The organism is Sphaerisporangium sp. NPDC004334, from assembly GCF_053602655.1.
Genome location: NZ_JBSGDZ010000038.1, coordinates 1 through 20126, shown reverse-complemented (window position 1 = coordinate 20126; position 20126 = coordinate 1). Strand labels below are relative to the sequence as shown.

Below are 20126 nucleotides of genomic sequence, written 5' to 3'. Positions count from 1 at the left end.
CGGGCGGGCCTGTCCGGGCAGGGGCGAGGGGCCCGGGTGGCGCGTAATCTGAGGAGGTGCGGCAAGAGACATCGCGGGCCCGCGACATCGAGAGCCCCGCCATGCTGGCCGGCCTGCTCGGCGAGCGGGCGTACCTCGCCGACGAGGGGCTCGCGACCGCGTGCTTCCTCGCGCTGAGAATGGGCCGCCCCCTGTTCCTGGAAGGGGAGGCCGGCGTCGGCAAGACCGAACTGGCCAAGACCCTCGCCGCCGTGCTCGGCGCGCCGCTGATCCGCCTGCAGTGCTACGAGGGCCTCGACGCCGCCCAGGCGCTCTACGACTGGGACTTCGCCCGCCAGCTCCTGCACCTGAAGGCCGCCGAGGCCACCGGCGCGACCGGCGCGGGCGAGGCCGCCCGGCTGGAGGGCGAGCTGTACGACCGGCGCTTCCTCATCGCCCGCCCGCTGCTGCGGGCGCTGGAGACCCGGCCCAGCGTGCTCCTGGTCGACGAGGTCGACCGGGCCGACGACGAGTTCGAGGCGTTCCTGCTGGAGGTGCTGTCCGACTTCACCATCTCCATCCCCGAGCTCGGCACGGTCAGGGCCGAGACGCCGCCCGTCGTGGTCGTCACCTCCAACCGCACCCGCGACGTGCACGACGCGCTCAAGCGCCGGTGCCTGTACCACTGGCTGGAGCACCCGTCCTTCGACCGGGAGGTCGCCATCCTGCTCCGGCGGCTGCCCGACTGCACCGAGACCCTCGCCGGCCAGGTGGCCGCCGCGGCGGGGCGGCTGCGCGGCGCCGGCCTGCTCAAGCCGCCGGGCGTCGCCGAGACCCTCGACTGGACGCAGGCCCTGCTCACCCTCGGCGCCCGCGACCTGGACCCGGGGCTCGCCGCCGCGACGCTGGGCGCGGTGCTGAAGTACCGCGAGGACCAGCAGGCCGCCCTGGCGAACGGCCTGCTGCGCCATGCGTGAGGGCGGCCCCCGCCGCACCGCCGCCGGAGCCCGCCCGGGCGAGGGGGTCGCCGCGACCATGACGGCGACCATGACGGGGTTCGCCCGCACGCTGCGGGCGGCCGGCGTCCCCGCCGACCACGAGCGCACCCAGGCGTTCCTGCGCGCCGCGGGCCATCTCGGCGCCGGGGACCCGGGGAGCGTCTACTGGGCCGGCCGCCTGACCCTGTGCGCCGGCCCCGACGACCTGCCCCGCTACGACCGGTGCTTCGCCGCCTACTTCGGCGGTGAGCGCGCCCGCGCCGGCCGCGCGGCCCCGCCGGCGGTCACCGTCGTCCGGCACGTCGCCGCCGCGGACGGCGCCGGGACGCGCGAGCCCGGCGACCAGGAGGCCCTCGCGGCGACGGCCAGCCCCACCGAGGTGCTCAGACGCCGCGACGTCGCCCGCCTGACCGCCGCCGAGCGCGAGGAGATCAACCGCCTGCTCGCCCTGCTGCGCGCCCGCCGCGAGCAGCGCCGCACCCGGCGGTTCACCCCGGCCGCCCGCGGCATCCTGGACCCGCGCCGGACGATGCGCGAGACCCTGCGCAGGGGCGGGGAGATCGCCCGCCTGCGCCGCCGCGCGCCGCGCACGACTCCCCGGCGCGTCGTCCTGCTGGTCGACGTCAGCGGGTCGATGGCCCCCTACGCCGACACGCTGCTGCGCTTCGCCCACGCGCTGGTGCGGTGCGAGCCGCGCGCCACCGAGGTCTTCAGCGTCGGCACCCGGCTCACGCGGGTCACCGGCGAGCTGCGCCGGCGCGACGCCGGCGCCGCGATGCTGCGCGCGTCCGAGGCGATCCCCGACTGGAGCGGCGGCACGCGCCTCGGCGAGGAGCTCAAGGAGTTCCTCGACCGCTGGTCCTGCGCCCGGGGCGCGGTCGTGGTCATCGCCTCCGACGGCTGGGAGCGGGGCGACCCCTCGCTGCTCGGGGCCCAGATGGCGCGGCTGTCGCGGCTCGCCCGCCGGGTGGTGTGGGTCAACCCGCACAAGGGCCGGGAGGGCTACCTGCCGCTGACCGGCGGCATGCGCGCGGCGTTGCCGCACGTCGGGGCGTTCGTCGCGGGGCATAGCCTGGCGGCGTTCGAGGAACTGGCGGAAAGGCTGTCGCATGCGTGATGTGCTGTCGCAGATCGTGCGGTGGTGGGAGGCCGGAAAGACCTTCGGCCTGGCGACGGTGGTCGGCACCTTCCGCAGCGCCCCGAGGCCGCCCGGCGCCTCCATGGCCGTCCTCGGCGAGGAGGCCGTCGGCAGCGTGTCCGGCGGCTGCGTGGAGGGCGCGGTGTACGAGCTGGCTCAGGAGGTGACCGCCACCGGCCGCCCGGTGCTGCAGCGGTACGGGGTCAGCGACGACGACGCCTTCTCCGTCGGGCTCACCTGCGGAGGGATCATCGACATCCTCGTCGAGCCGGTGTCGCGCCGGACCTTCCCCGAGCTGGGCGAGATCGCCGCGTCGGTGCGCCGGCACGAGCCGGTCGCGGTCGCCACCGTCATGTCCGGGCCCGGGCGGGTCGGCGCGCGAAGGGTCGCCTGGGACGGCCGGGCGTCGGGGTCGCTCGGGGCCGCCAGGCTGGACGCCGCCGTGGACGACGACGCGCGCGGCATGCTCGCCCAGGGCCTCACCGGCGTGCGCAGGTACGGCCCCGAGGGCGAGCGGCGGCTGGACGACCTGGCGGTGTTCGTCCACTCTTTCGCCCCGCCGCCGCGCATGCTGGTCTTCGGTGCGATCGACTTCGCCGCCGCCGTCGCGCGCCTCGGCAAGTTCCTCGGCTACCACGTCGTGGTCTGCGACGCCCGCCCGGTGTTCGCCACCGCAAAGCGCTTCCCCGAGGCCGACGAGGTCGTGGTGAAGTGGCCGCACGACTACCTGTCCACCGCGCAGGTCGACGAGCGCACCGTCATCTGCGTGCTCACCCACGACCCCAAGTTCGACGTTCCGCTGCTGGAGGTCGCGCTGCGCACCCCGGCCGGGTACGTCGGCGCCATGGGCTCGCGCCGCACCCACGAGGACCGCCTGGAACGGCTGCGCGAATCGGGGGTGCCCGAGGCCGACCTGGTGCGGCTGCGCTCGCCCATCGGCCTGGACCTCGGCGCCCGCACCCCGGAGGAGACGGCGGTGTCCATCGCCGCCGAGCTGATCCAGCTCCGCTGGGGCGGCTCGGGGCGGGCGCTGACCGAGACCAGCGGCCGCATCCACGGCGCCGACCAGGGGGAGACCGGCGCCGCCGGCCCCCGCGAGGAGCGCCCGTGACCCCGGTCGCCGGCCTGCTGCTCGCCGCCGGCGGCGGCAGCCGCTTCGGCGCGCCGAAGGCCCTGGTGGAGTACGCGGGGGAGCGGCTCGCCGACCGCGGCGTGCGGCTGCTGCGCGACGGCGGATGCGACCCGGTGCTGGTGGTGCTGGGCGCGGCGCCCGCAGGGGTCCCCGGCGCGGTCGAGGTGCACAACCCGCACTGGGCCACCGGCATGGGATCGTCCCTGCGCGCCGGGCTGGCGGCGGTGCCCGGCGAGGCCGGGGCGGTGGTGGTGGCCCTGGCCGACCAGCCGCTGATCCGCCCGGAGGCCGTGCGCCGCCTGGTCGCCGCCTTCCGGGCCGGCGCGACGGTCGCGGTGGCCGCCTACGGCGGCGCGCCGCGCAACCCGGTGCTGATCGCGCGCGAGCACTTCGCCGAGGTCGGGGCGCTCGCCGAGGGCGACGTCGGCGCCCGGCCGTTCCTGGGGGCCCATCCCGAGCTGGTGACGCTGGTGCCCTGCGACGACGCCGGCGACCCCGCGGACGTCGACACCCCGGGCGATCTGGACGCGCTCGGCGCCCACGACGGCTGATCCAGCGCGACCTGCGCCTTTCCCGGCCACCGGCGCGGGCAGTACGATCATGCCATCGGCGGAGAGGAGACGGGTGATGGTGGACGAGCAACGTCCTTCCAAAGAGCTGGACGTGGGCCGCCCGAACGTCGCCCGGATGTACGACTACTACCTCGGCGGTAAGAACCACTTCCCCGCCGACCGCGCCGCCGCCGAGAAGGTGATCGAGATCTCGCAGGGGAAGGTGCGGGAGGCGGTGCGCGAGAACCGCGACTTCCTCGGCAGGGCGGTCAGGTTCCTGGCCCGCGAGGTCGGGGTGCGCGGCTTCCTCGACCTCGGCGCCGGCCTGCCCACCCAGAGCAACGTGCACGAGGTGGCGCTGGCCGCCGCTCCGGACGCCCAGGTCGTCTACGTCGACAACGACCCCGTCGTGGCCACCCACGGCAGGGCGCTGCTCGCCACCAACCCGCGGGTGTCCTTCCTGGAGGCCGACCTGCGGCGCCCCGACGAGATCATCGCGGCGCTGCCCGCCGGCTTCGCCCTCGACCGCCCCGTCGGCGTGCTCATGGTGTCGTGCCTGCACTTCGTCCCCGACCATGAGGACCCCTGGGGCCTGGTCGCCGCCTACGCCCGGGCGCTGCCGAGCGGTAGCCACATCGTGATCTCGCATCTCGGCTCCGACGCGTTCCCCTCGGAGATGGCCCAAGGCCGCAAGGTCTACGGCGCGGCCAACGCCGTCTTGGAGGCCCGGCCGCGCGCGTCCATCCTGCGGCTGTTCGACGGGCTGCAGGTCATCGACCCCGGCGTCGTCCCGCTCAACGAGTGGCGGCCGTCCCCGGACGCCCTGCCGCTGGGCGGGGGGTTCCTGCCGGTGCTGGGCGGCGTCGGCCGCGTCCCCTAGCGTCGACCTGACGTCCCTTGGGGTGCCCTGTCGTCCGCTACGTCTCCTCGCCTCTGGTGTGCCCTGACGTCCGCCGGGGTCCTCGGCGTGCCGTGACCGCTTCCGGCCACGGCGCTGTTGGCCTTGGCCGCCGAAATAGGGGAACATCCTTCTGTTACCCACGAGTAGGAGGACCGGGATGCGCATCGGCATGGCACTGAACTACGCCGGGGGGTTCAAGGAGACCGTCGCCGAGCTGGCCGACTACGAGAGCGCCGGGCTCGACATCGTCTTCGTCGCCGAGGCTTACAGCTTCGACGCCGTGAGCCAGATGGGCTACATCGCCGCGAGAACCGAACGACTGCAGATCGCCTCCGGCATCCTGCCCATCTACTCGCGCACGCCCACGCTGCTCGCCATGACGGCGGCCGGCATGGACTACGTCTCCGACGGCCGTTTCGTGCTCGGCCTCGGCGCCTCGGGCCCGCAGGTGATCGAGGGCTTCCACGGCGTGCCCTACACCGCGCCGCTGGCCCGCACGCGCGAGGTGATCGACATCTGCCGCAAGGTGTGGCGGCGCGAGAGGCTGACCTACGAGGGCCGCCACTACACCCTGCCGCTTCCCGCCGGACAGGGCACCGGCTTGGGCAAACCGCTCAAGCTGATCAACCACCCGGTCCGGCCGCGCATCCCGATCGTGGTGGCGGCCATCGGCCCGAAGAACGTCGAGCTGACCGCCGAGCTCGCCGAGGGCTGGGAGCCGATCTTCTACGTCCCCGAGAAGGCCGCCGACGTGTGGGGCGCGTCCCTTGTGGCGGGCAAGGCCAGACGCGACCCCGAACTGGGGGAACTGGACGTCATCGCCCAGGCCACCCTGGCGATCGGCGATGACGTCTCGGGCTACCTGGAGTTCGGCAGGCCGATGGCGGCGCTCTACATCGGCGGCATGGGCGCCAAGGGCAAGAACTTCTACAACGACCTGGCGCGGCGCTACGGCTACGAGCGGGAGGCCGAGCGCATCCAGGACCTCTACCTCGAAGGCAAGAAGGACGAGGCCGCGGCCCAGGTGCCGATGGAACTGCTGGAGAAGATGTCGCTGGTCGGTCCCGAGGGCTTCGTCCGCGACCGCGTCGCGGCCCTGCGGGAGTCGGGGGTCACCACCATCAACGTCAACCCGGTCGCGGGCTCGCACAAGGAGCGCCTGGCGCTGATCGAGAAGATCAGGGAGCTGGCGGGCTGACCTGTCTCGCGGCGCGTCGCGCGGCGGCGTCGTCCGGTCCCCGTCCCAGGCCGGAGGCGCCCGCGCGGCCGTCCCCTTCGCTCCGGCCCTCAACATGCGCATGGCTGCATATAACGCTCTGTAGCTGTTTGACAGGTAAACAGGTCTCTAATACAAATAGTTGGTAAAAGCTGAAAACTGGGGGCCTGTAGTGGTGGTGCAGGGGGACACCCGGGCGGACGCGCATGGCGAGTCGGGGGGCCGCCGGACCTACACTCATCGCGAGATCCTCAAGGTCATGTCCGGGCTGCTCATCGCCCTGATGACCTCGATGATCTCGACGTCTTTGGTCGGCAACGCGCTGCCCACCATCGTGGGCGAGTTCCGCGCGCAGGACGAGCTCGCCTGGGTCGCGAGCGCGCCGCTGCTGACGATGACCGCCTCCACGCCGCTGTGGGGCAGGCTGTCCGACCTGTTCGGGCGCAAGCGCATGTTCCAGCTCGCCCTGGTGGTGTTCATCGCCGCCTCCCTCCTGGCGGGCGCGTCGCAGAGCGTCGGCATGCTCGTCAGCGCCCGCGCCCTGCAGGGCATCGGCACCGGCGGTCTGTCGGCGCTGACCCAGGTGATCCTCGGCGACGTGGTGCTTCCGCGCGAGCGGGGCCGCTACTCCGGCTACATCGGCGCGGTCTTCGGCGTCTCCACGGTCGGCGGCCCGCTGCTCGGCGGGTTCATCGTGGACGCCCCGTGGCTCGGCTGGCGCTGGTGCTTCTACATCTGCGTCCCCTTCGCCCTGGTGGCCTTCGCCGTCATCCAGCGGGTGCTGCGCCACGACCGCGACCCCCGCGACGCCCGCGTCGACTGGTGGGGCGCCTTCGCCATCACCGGCGGGGCCAGCGCGCTGATGCTGCTGCTGTCGTTCGGCGGCGACGAGTTCGCGTGGAACTCCGGCTGGAGCTTCGGCCTGGGCGCCCTCGCGGCGGTGCTGGTCGCCCTGTCGGTCCTCGCCGAGCGCCGCGCCGCCGACCCCATCCTGCCGCCGCGCCTGTTCCGCGACCGCACCTTCGTCCTGGCCGGCGGCGCCTCCCTGCTCGTCGGCCTCGCCCTGTACGGCGCGATGACCTACCTGCCGCAGTACTTCCAGGTCGTCAAGGGCATGACCCCCACCATGTCCGGCATCATGACCACGCCACTGGTGCTGAGCCTGCTGGTGTCGGCCGTGGCCTCCGGGCGCGTGGTCACCCGCACGGGCCGCTGGAAGATCTTCCCGGTGGCGGGCCTGCTGCTGATCTGCGCCGGCAGCGCTCTGCTGTCGCTGCTGCGCACCGACTCCAGCGGCTGGAGCATCGGCCTGGACACCGCCCTGCTCGGCACCGGGTTCGGCTTCAGCATGCAGATGCTCGTCCTGGCCGCCCAGAACGCCGCGCAGGCGCGCGACATGGCCGTGTCCACCTCCGGCGTCTCCTTCTTCCGCAACCTCGGCGGAGCGGTGGGCGTGGCGGCCCTGGGAGCCCTGCTCACCACCCGGGTCAGGGACGAGATCACGGCCATGGTGGCCTCCGGCCGCGTCCCGGTCCCGGCGGGCGCCGACCTCGGTCTCGGCACCCCCGACGCCATCAGACGGCTGTCCCCGGCCCTGCAGCACATCGTCGTGGAATCCTTCACCGCCGCCATGCAGTCGGTGTTCCTCGCGTGCGTCCCGGCGGCCGTCATCGGCTTCGTCGCGGTGATCTACCTGCGCGAGCTGCCGCTGCGCTCCTCCCGCAACGCCCCGGCGAAGGCCGGCTGACCGTACAGTTCGGGACATGACCATCATGTACGAATCGCGGAGGGCCAGGGTCGCCGCCCTGCTGGCCGAGCGCGGGGTCACCGCCCTGCTGGTCACCCGCGGCGTCAACGTCCGCTACCTCACCGGCCTGGTCAGCTCGAACGCCGCCGTGCTCGTGCGCGCGGACGCCTCCGCGGTCCTCGCGACCGACTCCCGCTACATCGAGACCGCCCGCCGCGACTGTCCCGGGGTCGAGGTCGTCCAGGAGCGCGACGTGGCCGGCGGCCTGGCCTCGATGGCCGACCGGCCGGCGATCGAGGCCCACGACATGTCCGTGGCCCGCTACCGGCGGCTCGGCGGCGACCTGCCGCCGGTCGAGGGCCTGGTGGAGGCCGTGCGCGTCGTGAAGGACGAGCCGGAGATCCAGGCGCTGCGCACCGCGTGCGAGCTGACCGACCGCGCCTTCGCCGACGTGGTCGCCGCGATCGCGCCCGGCATGACCGAACGGCAGGTCGCCCGCGTCCTGGAGGCTCGCATGATGGAGCTCGGAGCCGACAAACCCGCCTTCGACACCATCGTGGCGAGCGGGCCGAACGGCGCCGTCCCGCACCACAGCCCCGGCGAGCGCCCCATCGAGCGCGGCGACCTGGTCACCATCGACTTCGGCGCCCTGTACGGCGGCTACCACGCCGACATGACCAGGACCGTCGCCGTCGGCCCGGTGGCCGGGTGGCAGCGAGAGCTGTACGACCTGGTCAGGGTGGCGCAACGCGCCGGGCGGCACGCGCTCGCGCCGGGGGCGTCCACGGCCGAGGTGGACGCCGCCGCGCGCGAGGTGATCGACGCCGCCGGGCACGCCGCGCACTTCGGCCACGGCCTCGGGCACGGAGTGGGCCTGGAGATCCACGAGGACCCGTTCCTGCGTCCCGCCGGTGCCGGTAGACTTGACGATCGGGTTCCGATCACCGTCGAGCCCGGCGTCTACCTGCCAGGCAGGGGCGGCGTCCGCATCGAGGACACCCTCGTGACGCGCGCCGGCGGCCCGGAGCTCCTCACCCGCACCACCAAGGAGCTGCTGGTCCTGTGAGGCGGAACGGCGCTCAGTGTGACCATGACGACGCAGGAGAGTAACGAGTGGCGACGACCAACGACCTCAAGACCGGCCTGGTGCTCAAGCTCGAAGGCGGCGACCTCTGGAGCGTGGTGGATTTCCAGCACGTCAAGCCCGGCAAGGGCGGTGCCTTCGTCCGCACCAAGCTCAAGAACGTGCTTTCCGGCAAGGTCGTCGACAAGACCTTCAACGCCGGCGTGAAGGTCGAGGTGGCCAACGTCGACAAGCGCGAGATGCAGTTCTCCTACCTCGACGGCGACGACTTCGTCTTCATGGACACCGAGACCTACGACATGCTGAACGTGTCGCGGGCGACCGTCGGCGACGCGGCCAACTACCTGCTGGAGAACACCCTGGCGACGGTGGCCGTCAACGAGGGCAACGTCCTGTACGTCGAGCTCCCGGCGGCCGTCGAGCTGCTCATCGCCCAGACCGAGCCCGGGCTGCAGGGCGACCGCTCGACCGGCGGCACCAAGCCCGCCACGCTCGAGACCGGCGCCGAGATCAAGGTGCCGCTGTTCATCACGACGGGTGAGAAGGTCAAGGTCGACACTCGCACCGGCGAGTACCTCGGCCGGGCCTGAGGTGTCGGCTCGGGGAAAGGCTCGCAGGCGCGCCCTTGACATCCTCTTCGAGGCGGAATTGCGCGACGAGCCGCCGGTCGGCGTGCTCGCCGAACGGGTGGAGCGCGCCGAGCCGCCCGTCAACGAGTACACCGCGACGCTGGTCGAAGGCGTGAGCCGCCACCGCTCGCGCATCGACGAGCTGATCTCGACCTACTCCGAGGGCTGGACCCTCGACCGCATGCCCGCCGTCGACCGCAACCTGCTGCGGGCCGGCACCTACGAGCTGCTTTGGGTCACCGACGTTCCCGAGGCGGTGGTCATCAGCGAGTGGGTGCACCTGGCCTCCGAGCTGTCCACCGACGAGTCGCCGCAGTTCGTCAACGGCCTGCTCGCCCGTTTCAAGCAGCTCAAGCCGTCTCTCGCCCTCTGAGGCCGGGCCGTGGCCCGCACGGCGTAGGCTGGGGCCGACCGACATGCTTTTAGGAGGCGAGCCGAAGTTGCGCACCGAAGGCGCCGCACGCCAGGCGGCCACCTCTCCGGCGGTGCGCACCGCCGTGGTGTGGGACGCGCTGCTGGCCGCGCTGGCCGGCCGGGTCGGCGCCACCGGGCGCGAGCGGCTCGACATCGTCGACGCCGGCGGCGGCACGGGCGGGTTCGCCGTGCCGCTCGCCGTGCGGGGCCACGCCGTCACGGTGGTCGACCCCAGCCCCGACTCGCTGGCCGCCCTCGAACGCCGGGCGGCCGAGGCGGGGGTGAGCGTCAAGGGCATCCAAGGCGACGCCTCCGACCTGCGCGAGCTGCTCGAGCCGGGCTGCGCCGACCTGGTGCTGTGCCACAGCGTGCTGGAGTACGTCGAGGACCCCGCGAGCGCCCTGGAGGCCGTCGCCGCCGTGCTCAGGCCCGGCGGGGTGGTCAGCGTCCTTGCGGCCAACCCGGTCGCCACGGCGATCCACCGCTCGCTGTCGGGCCATTTCGACGAGGCCCGCCAGGCGCTGGCCGATCCGTCCGGCCGGTGGGGCGAGCACGACCCGACGCCCCGGCGTTTCAGCGGCGAGGCGCTCGCCGGCCTGCTGGCGGCGGCCGGGTTCACCCCCGGTGAGGCCAGGGGCGTGCGCGTCTTCGCCGACCTGGTGCCCGGCCGGCTGCTGGACGGCGAGCCGGGGGCCGCGCGGGCGCTGATCGCGCTCGAACAGGCCGCCGCCGCCCACCCGGTGCTGCGCGACATCGCCACCCAGCTCCACTTCCTCGGGCACCGATGAGGGGCCCCTCGTGCCGGCGCACCCGCCGGATGGAACGTCCGTTCGGATAGGATGACCTCGTGTCGCGCAAGCAGGTTCTGCGGTCCGAGCCGGGGCTGCGCCAGGGCCCGGGCCGGGCCCCGCTGGCCGACGACACCGGCTGCCCGATCCTGCACGTCGACATGGACGCCTTCTTCGCCAGCGTCGAACTGCTCGACCGCCCCGAGCTGAAGGGCACCCCCGTGATCATCGGCGCCGCGGGCGCCCGGGGGGTCGTGCTCAGCGCCACCTACGAGGCGCGGCGGTTCGGGGTGCACTCGGCGATGCCGATGACCCGCGCCCGCCGCCTGTGCCCGCAGGCCGTGATCATCCCGCCCAGCCACGGCAAGTACTCCGAGGTCTCCAAGGGCGTGATGGAGATCTTCCACGCCATCACCCCCGAGGTCGAGCCGATCGCCTCCGACGAGGCGTTCCTCGACGTGCGCGGGGCCGTGCGCCGGCTCGGGCCGCCCGCCGAGATCGCCGCGCTCATCCGCGCCCAGGTCGCCGAGCGTCACGGCATCACGTGCTCGGTCGGCGTCGCGAGCAGCAAATTCGTCGCCAAGCTCGCCTCCCGGCACTGCAAGCCCGATGGCCTGCTGGTCATCCCCCCCGACGGGGTCGTGGAGTTCCTCCACCCGCTGCCGGTCGCCGCCCTGTGGGGCGTCGGCGAGCGCACCGAGCAGGCCCTGGTGCGCCTCGGGATCAAGACCGTGGGCGATCTGGCCCACGTGCCCGCATCGACCCTCCAGCGCGAGTTCGGGGCCGTCGGGGCCCATCTGGCGGCCCTCGCCTGGGGGCGCGACGAGCGCAGGGTCACCCCGCACGCCCCCGACAAGAGCATCGGCGCCGAAGAGACCTTCTCCCACGACGTGGACGACCCCGAGGCCATCCAGCGCGAGTTGCTGCGGCTGTCCGAGCGGGTGGCCGCCCGGCTGCGCGCGGGCGGCCACGTCGGCCGCACGGTGAGCGTCAAGCTCCGCCGCTCCGACTTCACGACGATCACCCGCTCGCGTACGCTCCGTGAGGCGACCGATGTGGCGAAAGAGATATATGCCACTGCCTGTGCGCTCTACCGGGCCGCCGGTCTCGAGCGCGTACGGCTCCGTCTGGTCGGCGTGCGGGTCGAGAACCTCCGTCCCGCCGGCACCGCGACGCATCAGCTCGGTCTCGGAGAACGGGAAACGGGCTGGCGGGAGGCCGAAATGGCGATGGACCGCGCCACGCGGAGGTTCGGCCCCGAGGCGGTCCGCCCGGCTTCACTCGTTCGCCCTCGGTTCGATGGAATGGATCTATGACGTCACCTCCGGTTTGGTCTACGTTGGACGTTTTCTTTCGCCTACGTCTACAGCCTCGTATTCTGGGGATAACCGACCGCGAGGTCCGGACACCCTGTGGTGCCCGTTGCCGTCTTCCCCGACTAGGGGCCGTCCTTGGGAGGCGCCGTGCCGCTCTCTGAGCACGAGCAGCGCTTGCTCGACCAGATCGAGCAGGCCCTTTATGCCGAGGACCCGAAGTGGGCCAATACCGTTCGGATCAGTGATCCGCGCAACCACTACAAGCGCCGCCTGGTCAAAGCCGCCATCGGCTTCGTCCTGGGTGTCGTCCTGTTGATGGTCGGCGTCGTGGCACCCGACCTGATCCCGCTCAGTGTCGTCGGCTTTGTGGTCATGCTCGCCGCATGCATGTGGGGCCTGTCGTGCTGGAAACGCATGAACGGGTTCGGCGGTGAGACCAGGCCGGGCGCCACCGGCAAGCCGGACCGCCGGCGGGCCGCGAAGCCGAGTTTCATGGAGCGCATGGAAGAGCGCTGGCGCCGCAGGGGCGAAGAACGCTGATCCGCCGCGGCGGGCCCCTGTGATCCCACGGCGACGGCCCGCCCCCGGCGGCACGGTGCGCTCCTCCCACTCCAGCGACCCGACGGCGACCTCTCACCCGCCCGAATCTCCGCACGCACGGTGACCATCCCCTCCACCCACCGCGACTCCGCACCCGCGTGTCATCACCGCGGAAGATTTTCGCTCGGAGAACACTCGCCCCCGCGCGCGCGACCGCGAAGGCCCTCACGTGGAAGGTGCGGCGTGAAGGCCCGCAGGTCGCCTGCGGGCCTACGGCGACGGGTGGCGGGTCAGCGGCGGGAGGCGGTCAGCACCCGCTCCTCCACGGGGTCGGCGCCGGTGGGCTCGGCGGCGTCGCGGCGGCGCGGCCACAGGCGCAGCGTCTCCAGCCGGTCGAACCCGTCGAGCACCTTCTCCCCGGCGTGCCTGAGCCGGCGCAGCGTGGAGGGCGGCAGCAGCGTGGCCCGCAGCCGCCGCCCGCGCGTGACCCCGGCGCGCAGGGCGTCCCGCACGCGCCGCAGATCGCCGTCCAGCGGGCGCACCGGCCCCGGCGTCCGCGCGTACCGCATGCGCTCCTCGGCCGCGGCGATGGCCGTGACCGAGACGGCGGCGTCCTGGTCCAGCCCGCACTGCTCGGCGATCCTGCGCGCCAGGGCGCGCGGGCTCTCGCTCGCCTCGTGGCCCAGTCCGAGGTCGTACAGCGTGTCGATCAGCTCCTGCCAGGACCCGTGCACGGCCTCGCCCAGGTGGGCCGCCGGCGCCGGGACCCGCCCCTGCGTCCGCACCTTTGACGGTCCGACCATGCCCGCCCGCCTCTCCGGCGGTGCGGCGGTGCCCGCCGGTACCTCCGGCGAGGTGGCGTCCAAGGCGAGCCCGCCGACGCCGGCCCTCGCCCAGGCACGCCGGCGCCGGCGGCGTACCACCGTCCGCGCGGCGGCCGGGATGAGCCCGATGAGCAGCACGATGCCCACGCCGATGCCGATCTTGCCGGCCAGGGGCACGCCGGGGTCCACGGCGACCGGGTCCACCGGCAGGCCGGTATCGGGGTCGCGGGGGGTGCGCCCGCGGGCCCCGAGCGCGCCGGCCGGGTCACCGGTCTCGGTCCCGTCGCTCGGCCCGGCGCTCGGGACGTCCCCGGGGGCGGCGGCGTCGACGGGCGGGCGGCTGTAGTCGGGGACGCGGGCGGTGGCCTGTCCGAGGCCGCCGGCCGGGGTGGGCTCGAACCGCAGCCAGCCGGCCCCCTGGAAGTACAGCTCGGGCCAGGCGTGCAGGTCGTGGGTGCGCACCTGCCAGGTCCCGCCGATGAAGCTGCCGCCGGTGTAGCCGATGCCGACGCGCGCGGGGATGCCAAGGACGCGGGCCATCACCGCCATGGCCGCGGCGAACTGCTCGCAGTAGCCGGCGCGGTTGCGCAGGAAGTCGGCCAGCGCGTCGTTGCCGTTGCCCTGGGTGGCCAGGCTGTAGACGAAGTCGCCGCCGGTGAACCACGACTGCAGCTTGACCGCCATCTCGTAGGGCGTGTCGGTGTCGGAGACCCGCTCGTGGGCCAGCGCCCGGATCTGCCGCGGCAGATCCGGGGGGAGGGCCAGGTAGCGCGTCAGGATCTCGGGATCGGAGGCGGGGAGCATCGCCCGCAGCTCCTCGGCGGGCGGCTGAGGCTCCTGCCCGGTGACGCTGTAGGTCTGCCCGCCGGCCGTGTCGCGCGTGGAGAACACCATCAGGCTGCTCTGGTCGGCGCGCCAGTCGCCATCGACCCGCACCGTGGAGGACGGGTAGGGCAGGGGCAGGAAGCTGAGCCCCTCCACGTCGTCGCTGACGGTGATCCGGGTGCTGAACGGCTTGAGCGGGACCAGCGTCGACAGGCCGGGCGGCGGGGGCATCGGCCCCTCCGAGACGCGGTCCTCGGGCCGCCCCTTGGGCTGCGACATCGTCCACTGTGCGCCGTCGAAGGTGTCCAGGGCGTACATGCGCAGGTAGCGCGGGACGTTGTCGTTGTTGCTGTAGGTCAGCACCGTGGCGTTCGCCGGCTGGGTGAGCTGGCCGCGCAGGCTGGCGATCGGGTTGGGGATGGTGATCGTGTTGCCGCCCCTGCCGTCGCCCGACCCCACGCCGAAGCCGAACAGCGGGCTCGGCTCCAGCGTCGGCAGCAGCGCGGGCAGCACGATCGCCAGGGCGATCGCCGCGAAGCCGATGCGCTTGCCGGTCACCGACAGCGGGGCGGTGTCCACCTGCGCGCGGGCGCCGGTGCCGCGCGAGCGGCGCACCAGGACGGCGCGGCCCCAGTGACTGAGGCGCTCGCGCCCGTCGGCGGTGAGCAGCCCCACGTACCCGAGGGCGCCGATGATGAACGCCGGCCAGCCGATCGGGTCGGTCAGCACCGCCGCCGGGACGGTGAACAGGGCCAGCAGCGGCAGCCCGGCCAGCGCCGCTCGGCGCAGCCGCACGGCCGTCAGGTCGACCAGCACGGCGATCAGGCCGATGCCGCCCACCGCGAGCAGCGCGATCGGCGGATGGTCGGGCACGGGCGCCGCGTAGTGCTGGATGTCCGACAACCCCTGCCCGAGCAGCCCGGCCAGGGAGAGGGCGGAGTCCTTGGTGGGGAGGATCCAGGCCCAGTTGTCGTCGCGGGTGAACACCACCGTGAGGTAGACCCCGAGCACGAGAAGCTCGGCCGGGGGGCCGAGCCATCGCGGCGTGGTGTGGCGCGCGGTGAGCACGGACGCGGCGACGATCACGATGATCGCGCCCATGCCCGCCCAGAACCAGGTGCCCCCGCGGAACAGCGGGTAGAGGGTGAGGGATGCCGCGGCCGTGGCCAGGCCCGCCGCGATCGGAAGTCTCATGCGGCGTCTCCTGCCGTCATCGGTTCCGGCGGGCCGGCGTACCGGCCGCTCTGGCCGGCCTCCTGCCAGACGGCCGCCAGGGAGGTGCCCGCGGGCAGCCGCACGACGCGCCAGCCCGACCCGGCCAGCACGGCCCGCGCCGTCTCGAACGACTCGTCCACCTGCGGATGGTGGGCGGGGGTCTGCTGCCAGCCGCGCACGTCGAGCATGACGGCGACGCCGGTGACGCCGCCGGTGCGCAGCCGGGCGAGCGCCTGGGCCTCCTCGGCGTCCAGGTCGCCGAGGACGGCGACGATGAGGCCGTCACCGCCGCCCTGGCGCAGCGCGGTGACGCCGGACTCCAGCGAGCGGGCGGTGCTCTGCCGCACGACGGCGAGCGCGTCCAGCAGGGCGTGCCCGCCCCCGGAGTCGGGCAGGTGCTGGGCGCCCTGGTCGGTGACCAGCCGCAGGCCGAGACCCTCGCGGGCCAGCTGCATCCCGATCGAGGCGGCGGCCGAGACGCCCACCTCGAAGGACGAGCGCGGGCCCTCGCCGCGGTGGGCGTGCCTGCGGGTGTCCAGCAGCAACGCGCCCCGGCTCTGCCACTGCTGCTCCTCGCGGCGGACCATCAGCTCGCCGTACCGCGCGGTCGAGCGCCAGTGCACCCGGCGCAGGTCGTCGCCCTGGCGGTACTCGCGCGGGCCGATGTCGTCGTCGCCGGCCGCCGCCACGCTGGTGCTGCGGCTGTCGCCGCCGCCGGTCAGCTCGCCCGACAGGCGCACGTGGGGGAGCGGCACGACCTCGGGGATGACCATCAGCGTGTCGGTGGCCGTGAACGCGCGGGTCAGCTCGACCAGGCCGAACGGGTCGGCGATGCGCACCGACAGAGGCCCGATGGGGAACCGGCCGCGAAGGTCGGAGCGGACCTTGTAGTCGATCTCCCGGACGCCGCGCGACTCCACCCGGTCAAGGACGAACCGGGGACGGGTGCCGACGGCGTAGGGGACGGTGTCCTCGATCAGCAGCAGCCCCGTGGGCAGCCGTGTGACGTTCTCCAGCCGCACGGTGACCGTGCTGTCGGAGCCGACCTCGACCCTCGCGGGGTCCAGCCGCCGCGCGCAGCTCAGGCGGTAGCGGGTGCGGACCACGACCAGGGCGGCGATCAGCGGCAACGCGATGATGAGCACGCTCACCCGCAGCAGGTCGTGCTCGCCGAGGAAGAAGGCGCACAGCAGGGCCGCGGCGCCCGAGGCCAGGAACGAGCGGCCGCGCGAGGTGAGCGCCCGGAGCCCCGCCATCACCGTTCCGGCCCCTCCCCGCCGTACCCCCTCTCCCGGCTGTCCGGCACCGGGACGCGGTGGACCAGCTCGGCCAGGACGTGCTCGGGACGGCGGCGCCGGCCCTGGGCCTCCAGGCTCGGGAGCAGGCGGTGGGCCAGCACCGGGACGGCCAGCTCCTGCAGGTCGTCGGGGATGACGTAGTCGCGCCCGGCGAGCGCGGCGTGGGCGCGGGCGGCGCGCACCAGGTGGAGGGTCGCGCGCGGCGAGGCGCCGAGCCGCAGGTCGGGGGACTGGCGGGTGGCGGACACCAGGTCGATGGCGTACTTCTTGATCGGCTGGGAGACATAGACGGCGCGCACGGCGTCGATGAGGGCCTGCACCTCCGCGGTCGTGGCGACCGGCTCCAGCTTGTCCAGCGGCGAGGAGGCGCCGTGGGAGTCGAGCATCTTCAGCTCGGCGGCGGCCTCGGGGTAGCCCATCGCGATGCGGGCGGTGAAGCGGTCGCGCTGCGCCTCGGGGAGGGGGTAGGTGCCCTCCATCTCGATCGGGTTCTGGGTCGCGATGACCATGAACGGCGCCTCGAGGTGGTAGGTGACGCCGTCGACGGTGACCTGGTGCTCCTCCATGCATTCCAGCAGCGCCGACTGGGTCTTGGGGGAGGCGCGGTTGATCTCGTCGCCGACGACGATGTTGGCGAAGACCGGGCCGGGCTTGAACTCGAACTCGCGGGACTGCTGGTTGAAGGCGCTGACGCCCGTGATGTCGCTGGGAAGCAGGTCGGGGGTGAACTGGACGCGGCGCACGGGGCAGGCGATCGAGCGGGCCAGCGCCTTGGCCAGCATGGTCTTGCCGACGCCCGGCACGTCCTCGATGAGCAGGTGCCCTTCGGCGAGGAGCACCGTGAGGGTGAGCCGGACGACGTCGTCCTTGCCCTCGATGACCGATTCGATCGCCTCACGGATCCGGTGCGCAGTGGCGACCAGACCTTCCAGCTCCTGTCCGACATCGTGGGTTATTCCCACCGGGCCTCCATGAGGGTGTGGCAGCCCCACGCCTGGATCGTTTCGCGGGGGGCTTTGCTTTCCTTTTCCATTGTGCGTACCGACACTACGGTGCCGTGCGTTCCAGGGCGACTATCCGTCATATTCGGGATGAACAGCCCTAGTGTTCTTCTCCGCGGTCGCGTTCAGGTGCCGCCGATGTGCGAATCCCGTGACACTGCGCCGCGTCCGGGGCCTCCCCTTTCCCCGGCCCGGGCGGCGGCCGGCCGGCCGCCCCGCTTCCCGCCGACCCGCCCTCGCCTGGGGCGCTCCACTATTCCCCACCCGCCTCGCCGGGGGTGCTCCACTTTCCTCCACCGGTGCCGGGTGCCGGCGGCACCACTTTTCCCCACCCGCGCCGCCGGTGTCGGGCGCTCCGCCTTTCTCCGCCGCCGTGCGCACCGCGGCCGCGTCCTGCTCAGCCCGGAAAGGAGGCGGGCGCAGGCCGGTTCGAGTGGTGGCGAGAAGGCGGTGCGACACGCCCGGGGCATGTGCGGCGACTCGAGGCGCTCCACTTCGCTCCACCGCTGCTGACCTGCGCAAACGCCGGGCGTATATCGGCGCGGCGCGGTCTGGATCAGTTGACGGTGGGGAGAAGTGGAGTATGGTGGTGCGCAGTGGAGGGGCTGGGGTAGTAGCGACCAGTCTTTCCACGTGGCACGGGAGGTGGGGCCGGTGTTCCTCGGCACCCATCAACCGCGTCTGGACGAGAAAGGACGACTGTTCCTGCCGGCGAAGTACCGTGAGGAGCTGGCGGAGGGTCTTGTGATCACCAAGGGCCAGGAGCGGTGCCTCTACGTCTTTCCCGTAGAGGAGTTCCAGCGCATCACCGAGGCGCTGCGTACCGCGCCCGTGACAGCCAAGGCCGTCCGCGATTACAGTCGTGTCTTCTTCGCCAGTGCTTCCGACGAGACGCCCGACAAACAGGGGCGGATCACCATTCCCCAGAGCCTGCGCGAGTACGCGGGCCTCCGCCGAGACTGTGTGGTCATCGGGGCCAACACCCGGCTGGAGATCTGGGACGCGACGGCCTGGGACACCTATCTGGCCGACCAAGAGCAGGCGTTCTCCGAGCTGTCGGAGGAGGTGCTGCCAGGAGTTCTTTGACACTAGGTCGACTCGTCGGTGAAAACGTCGTTCGGCGAGGTCTCCACCCGCTCCCATGGTGCCGGGAAGGTTCCCCGGTCACCGCGGCGCCACCGCCAGCTGATGCACCTTCCCCGGTGTCAGGTGGCGGGGCGCGAAGAGGGGACGCGGATGGGGACCTGGCCGGGCGAGCCGTTCAGTGGCGCGGGGGCGTGGCCCTCCGGCGAGGTGACCGAAAGCAAGGCCGCGAATCCGCGAGCAGGACGTGTCCGGGGGCCATGGACACGACCGAGGCGGCAAAAGGGGGTTAGACCATGCATGTCCACGATCACGCCGAGCCGGGCGGTCACGTCCCGGTGATGCTTCAGCGCGTCCTCGAACTGCTCGCGCCCGCGCTCGAAGGTCCGAGCCCCGTGGTGGTGGACGCCAACCTCGGGCTGGGCGGGCACGCCGAGGCGCTGCTCGCCGCGCACCCGGGCCTGCACCTGGTCGGCATCGACCGCGACCCGACCGCCATCGAGCGCTCCACCGCGCGCCTCGCGCCGTACGCCGCGCGCACCACCCTGGTGCGGGCCGTCTCCGACGAGCTTCCCGAGGTGCTGGCGCGCGCCGGCCATCCCCGCGTCGACGGCGCCCTGTTCGACCTCGGGGTGTCCTCCCCGCAGCTCGACGAGGCCGGCCGCGGGTTCGCCTACTCCTATGACGCCCCGCTGGACATGCGCATGGACCCCGAGCAGGCGCTCACCGCCGACGGCGTGGTCAACACCTACTCCGAGGGAGAGTTGACGCGCATTCTCCGCGACTACGGCGAAGAGCGTTTCGCCGCCCGCGTCGCGCGGTTCATCGTGCGCGAGCGGGAGGCCGAGCCGATCACCTCCACCAAGCGGCTGGCGGAGATCGTCCGCGAGGCGATCCCCGCCGCCACCCGCCGTACCGGCGGAAACCCCGCAAAAAGAACGTTCCAGGCGTTACGCATCGAGGTGAACGGGGAGTTGTCCGCTCTCGAAGGAGCGCTCCCCGCGGCACTCGACGCACTGAAGGTCGGAGGGCGCGTGGTCGTGCTCTCCTACCACTCACTGGAGGACCGGCTGTGCAAGCAGGTCCTCACGGCGCGAACCAGGGACACCAGCCCTCCGGGGCTGCCCGTCCCGCTGCCGGCCCACCAGCCGCGGTTCCGTCTGGTGACGAGGGGAGCCGAGCTCCCAGACGAGGAGGAGGTGGCGCGCAACCCGCGCGCCGCCTCGGCCAGGTTGCGGGCGGCAGAGAGGATCCGGGAGCCGGAATGAGCATCGACAAGGAGACAACGCAGACCGACGGCGGCACGGCGACCGCCGTCGGCGAACGCCCCGTGCGCGCGGCGCGCGGCGCCCGTGTGGCCCCCGCGCCGGCCCGGCCCGACCGCACCGTCCGGCGCGCGGCGCCGCCCCGCGGCCCGAAGCGCGAGGCCGTGCCCATGCCCGAGCGG

19 protein-coding genes are annotated in these 20126 nt (G+C 73.2%); 16 read left to right on the top strand and 3 right to left on the bottom strand.

Annotation, left to right across the window (positions count from 1 at the left end; all coding sequences use genetic code 11):
* Positions 1-101 precede the first annotated feature (101 nt).
* The 13 genes from ACWEN6_RS35730 to ACWEN6_RS35670 all read left to right on the top strand — a co-directional run bounded on the left by ACWEN6_RS35730 (position 102) and on the right by ACWEN6_RS35670 (position 12433).
* Positions 102-956: an AAA family ATPase gene (locus tag ACWEN6_RS35730; RefSeq protein WP_354928438.1), complete on the top strand. Its 855-nt coding sequence runs from the start codon at positions 102-104 to the stop codon at positions 954-956.
* A complete protein-coding gene (locus ACWEN6_RS35725) occupies positions 949-2094 on the top strand; it encodes a vWA domain-containing protein (protein ID WP_452576439.1) in 1146 nt (381 codons plus the stop codon). Before ACWEN6_RS35730 ends, ACWEN6_RS35725 begins: the two co-directional genes overlap by 8 nt.
* Entirely contained in the window at positions 2087-3226 is a 1140-nt protein-coding gene (locus ACWEN6_RS35720; RefSeq protein ID WP_452576438.1) for an XdhC family protein, read from the top strand. The genes ACWEN6_RS35725 and ACWEN6_RS35720 overlap by 8 nt, the downstream gene beginning before the upstream one ends.
* Positions 3223-3798, top strand: a complete 576-nt coding sequence (locus ACWEN6_RS35715) for a nucleotidyltransferase family protein (protein ID WP_452576437.1) — start codon at positions 3223-3225, stop codon at positions 3796-3798. The genes ACWEN6_RS35720 and ACWEN6_RS35715 overlap by 4 nt, the downstream gene beginning before the upstream one ends.
* Before the next feature lie 76 nt (positions 3799-3874).
* Positions 3875-4678: an SAM-dependent methyltransferase gene (locus ACWEN6_RS35710; protein ID WP_452576436.1), complete on the top strand. Its 804-nt coding sequence runs from the start codon at positions 3875-3877 to the stop codon at positions 4676-4678.
* Between the two features lie 178 nt (positions 4679-4856).
* Positions 4857-5897 (top strand): LLM class F420-dependent oxidoreductase, encoded by a 1041-nt coding sequence (locus tag ACWEN6_RS35705; RefSeq protein WP_452576435.1) that lies wholly within the window; start codon positions 4857-4859, stop codon positions 5895-5897.
* A gap of 190 nt (positions 5898-6087) precedes the next feature.
* Positions 6088-7662, top strand: coding sequence for an MDR family MFS transporter (locus ACWEN6_RS35700; protein ID WP_452576482.1), 1575 nt, complete (start codon positions 6088-6090; stop codon positions 7660-7662).
* 16 nt (positions 7663-7678) lie between these two features.
* Entirely contained in the window at positions 7679-8728 is a 1050-nt protein-coding gene (locus tag ACWEN6_RS35695; RefSeq protein WP_452576434.1) for a M24 family metallopeptidase, read from the top strand.
* Between the two features lie 47 nt (positions 8729-8775).
* The gene (gene efp / locus ACWEN6_RS35690; protein ID WP_354850252.1) at positions 8776-9336 is read left to right on the top strand and encodes an elongation factor P; all 561 of its coding nucleotides are present in this window, start codon (positions 8776-8778) and stop codon (positions 9334-9336) included.
* Position 9337: 1 nt separating this feature from the next.
* Complete coding sequence (gene nusB / locus ACWEN6_RS35685; protein ID WP_354850255.1) at positions 9338-9748, top strand: transcription antitermination factor NusB; 411 nt, start codon at positions 9338-9340, stop codon at positions 9746-9748.
* A 43-nt stretch (positions 9749-9791) separates the two neighbouring features.
* Positions 9792-10577 carry a class I SAM-dependent methyltransferase gene (locus ACWEN6_RS35680; RefSeq protein ID WP_452576433.1) on the top strand — a complete coding sequence of 262 codons (786 nt, stop codon included), beginning with the start codon at positions 9792-9794 and terminating at the stop codon, positions 10575-10577.
* A 59-nt stretch (positions 10578-10636) separates the two neighbouring features.
* The gene (locus tag ACWEN6_RS35675; protein ID WP_452576432.1) at positions 10637-11893 is read left to right on the top strand and encodes a DNA polymerase IV; all 1257 of its coding nucleotides are present in this window, start codon (positions 10637-10639) and stop codon (positions 11891-11893) included.
* Between the two features lie 147 nt (positions 11894-12040).
* Positions 12041-12433 carry a DUF3040 domain-containing protein gene (locus ACWEN6_RS35670; protein ID WP_452576431.1) on the top strand — a complete coding sequence of 131 codons (393 nt, stop codon included), beginning with the start codon at positions 12041-12043 and terminating at the stop codon, positions 12431-12433.
* 290 nt (positions 12434-12723) lie between these two features.
* Here ACWEN6_RS35670 and ACWEN6_RS35665 read toward each other — a convergent pair whose 3' ends face one another.
* The 3 genes from ACWEN6_RS35665 to ACWEN6_RS35655 are packed head-to-tail and all read right to left on the bottom strand — an operon-like array spanning position 12724 to position 17587.
* On the bottom strand, positions 12724-15276 hold the full coding sequence (locus ACWEN6_RS35665; protein ID WP_452576430.1) for a transglutaminaseTgpA domain-containing protein: 2553 nt from the start codon (positions 15274-15276) through the stop codon (positions 12724-12726).
* Entirely contained in the window at positions 15273-16553 is a 1281-nt protein-coding gene (locus tag ACWEN6_RS35660; protein WP_452576429.1) for a DUF58 domain-containing protein, read from the bottom strand. Before ACWEN6_RS35660 ends, ACWEN6_RS35665 begins: the two co-directional genes overlap by 4 nt.
* Positions 16553-17587, bottom strand: coding sequence for an AAA family ATPase (locus ACWEN6_RS35655; RefSeq protein WP_452576428.1), 1035 nt, complete (start codon positions 17585-17587; stop codon positions 16553-16555). The genes ACWEN6_RS35660 and ACWEN6_RS35655 overlap by 1 nt, the downstream gene beginning before the upstream one ends.
* Before the next feature lie 663 nt (positions 17588-18250).
* Here ACWEN6_RS35655 and mraZ point away from each other — a divergent pair.
* The 3 genes from mraZ to ACWEN6_RS35640 all read left to right on the top strand — a co-directional run.
* Positions 18251-18682, top strand: coding sequence for a division/cell wall cluster transcriptional repressor MraZ (gene mraZ, locus ACWEN6_RS35650; protein ID WP_248965511.1), 432 nt, complete (start codon positions 18251-18253; stop codon positions 18680-18682).
* 293 nt (positions 18683-18975) lie between these two features.
* Positions 18976-19947, top strand: coding sequence for a 16S rRNA (cytosine(1402)-N(4))-methyltransferase RsmH (rsmH, locus tag ACWEN6_RS35645; RefSeq protein WP_452576427.1), 972 nt, complete (start codon positions 18976-18978; stop codon positions 19945-19947).
* Positions 19944-20126 (top strand): hypothetical protein (locus ACWEN6_RS35640; RefSeq protein WP_452576426.1); only part of this gene is annotated, 183 nt, incomplete at its 3' end. The genes rsmH and ACWEN6_RS35640, both read left to right, overlap by 4 nt.

Bases quoted from the DNA above. Each gene is read 5' to 3' on its own strand.
- ACWEN6_RS35730 (WP_354928438.1), top strand. From the start codon at position 102: ATGCTGGCCGGCCTGCTCGGCGAGCGGGCGTACCTCGCCGACGAGGGG.
- ACWEN6_RS35725 (WP_452576439.1), top strand. From the start codon at position 949: ATGCGTGAGGGCGGCCCCCGCCGCACCGCCGCCGGAGCCCGCCCGGGC.
- ACWEN6_RS35720 (WP_452576438.1), top strand. From the start codon at position 2,087: ATGCGTGATGTGCTGTCGCAGATCGTGCGGTGGTGGGAGGCCGGAAAG.
- ACWEN6_RS35710 (WP_452576436.1), top strand. From the start codon at position 3,875: ATGGTGGACGAGCAACGTCCTTCCAAAGAGCTGGACGTGGGCCGCCCG.
- ACWEN6_RS35705 (WP_452576435.1), top strand. From the start codon at position 4,857: ATGCGCATCGGCATGGCACTGAACTACGCCGGGGGGTTCAAGGAGACC.
- ACWEN6_RS35695 (WP_452576434.1), top strand. From the start codon at position 7,679: ATGACCATCATGTACGAATCGCGGAGGGCCAGGGTCGCCGCCCTGCTG.
- ACWEN6_RS35680 (WP_452576433.1), top strand. From the start codon at position 9,792: ATGCTTTTAGGAGGCGAGCCGAAGTTGCGCACCGAAGGCGCCGCACGC.
- ACWEN6_RS35665 (WP_452576430.1), bottom strand. From the start codon at position 15,276: ATGAGACTTCCGATCGCGGCGGGCCTGGCCACGGCCGCGGCATCCCTC.
- ACWEN6_RS35660 (WP_452576429.1), bottom strand. From the start codon at position 16,553: ATGGCGGGGCTCCGGGCGCTCACCTCGCGCGGCCGCTCGTTCCTGGCC.
- rsmH (WP_452576427.1), top strand. From the start codon at position 18,976: ATGCATGTCCACGATCACGCCGAGCCGGGCGGTCACGTCCCGGTGATG.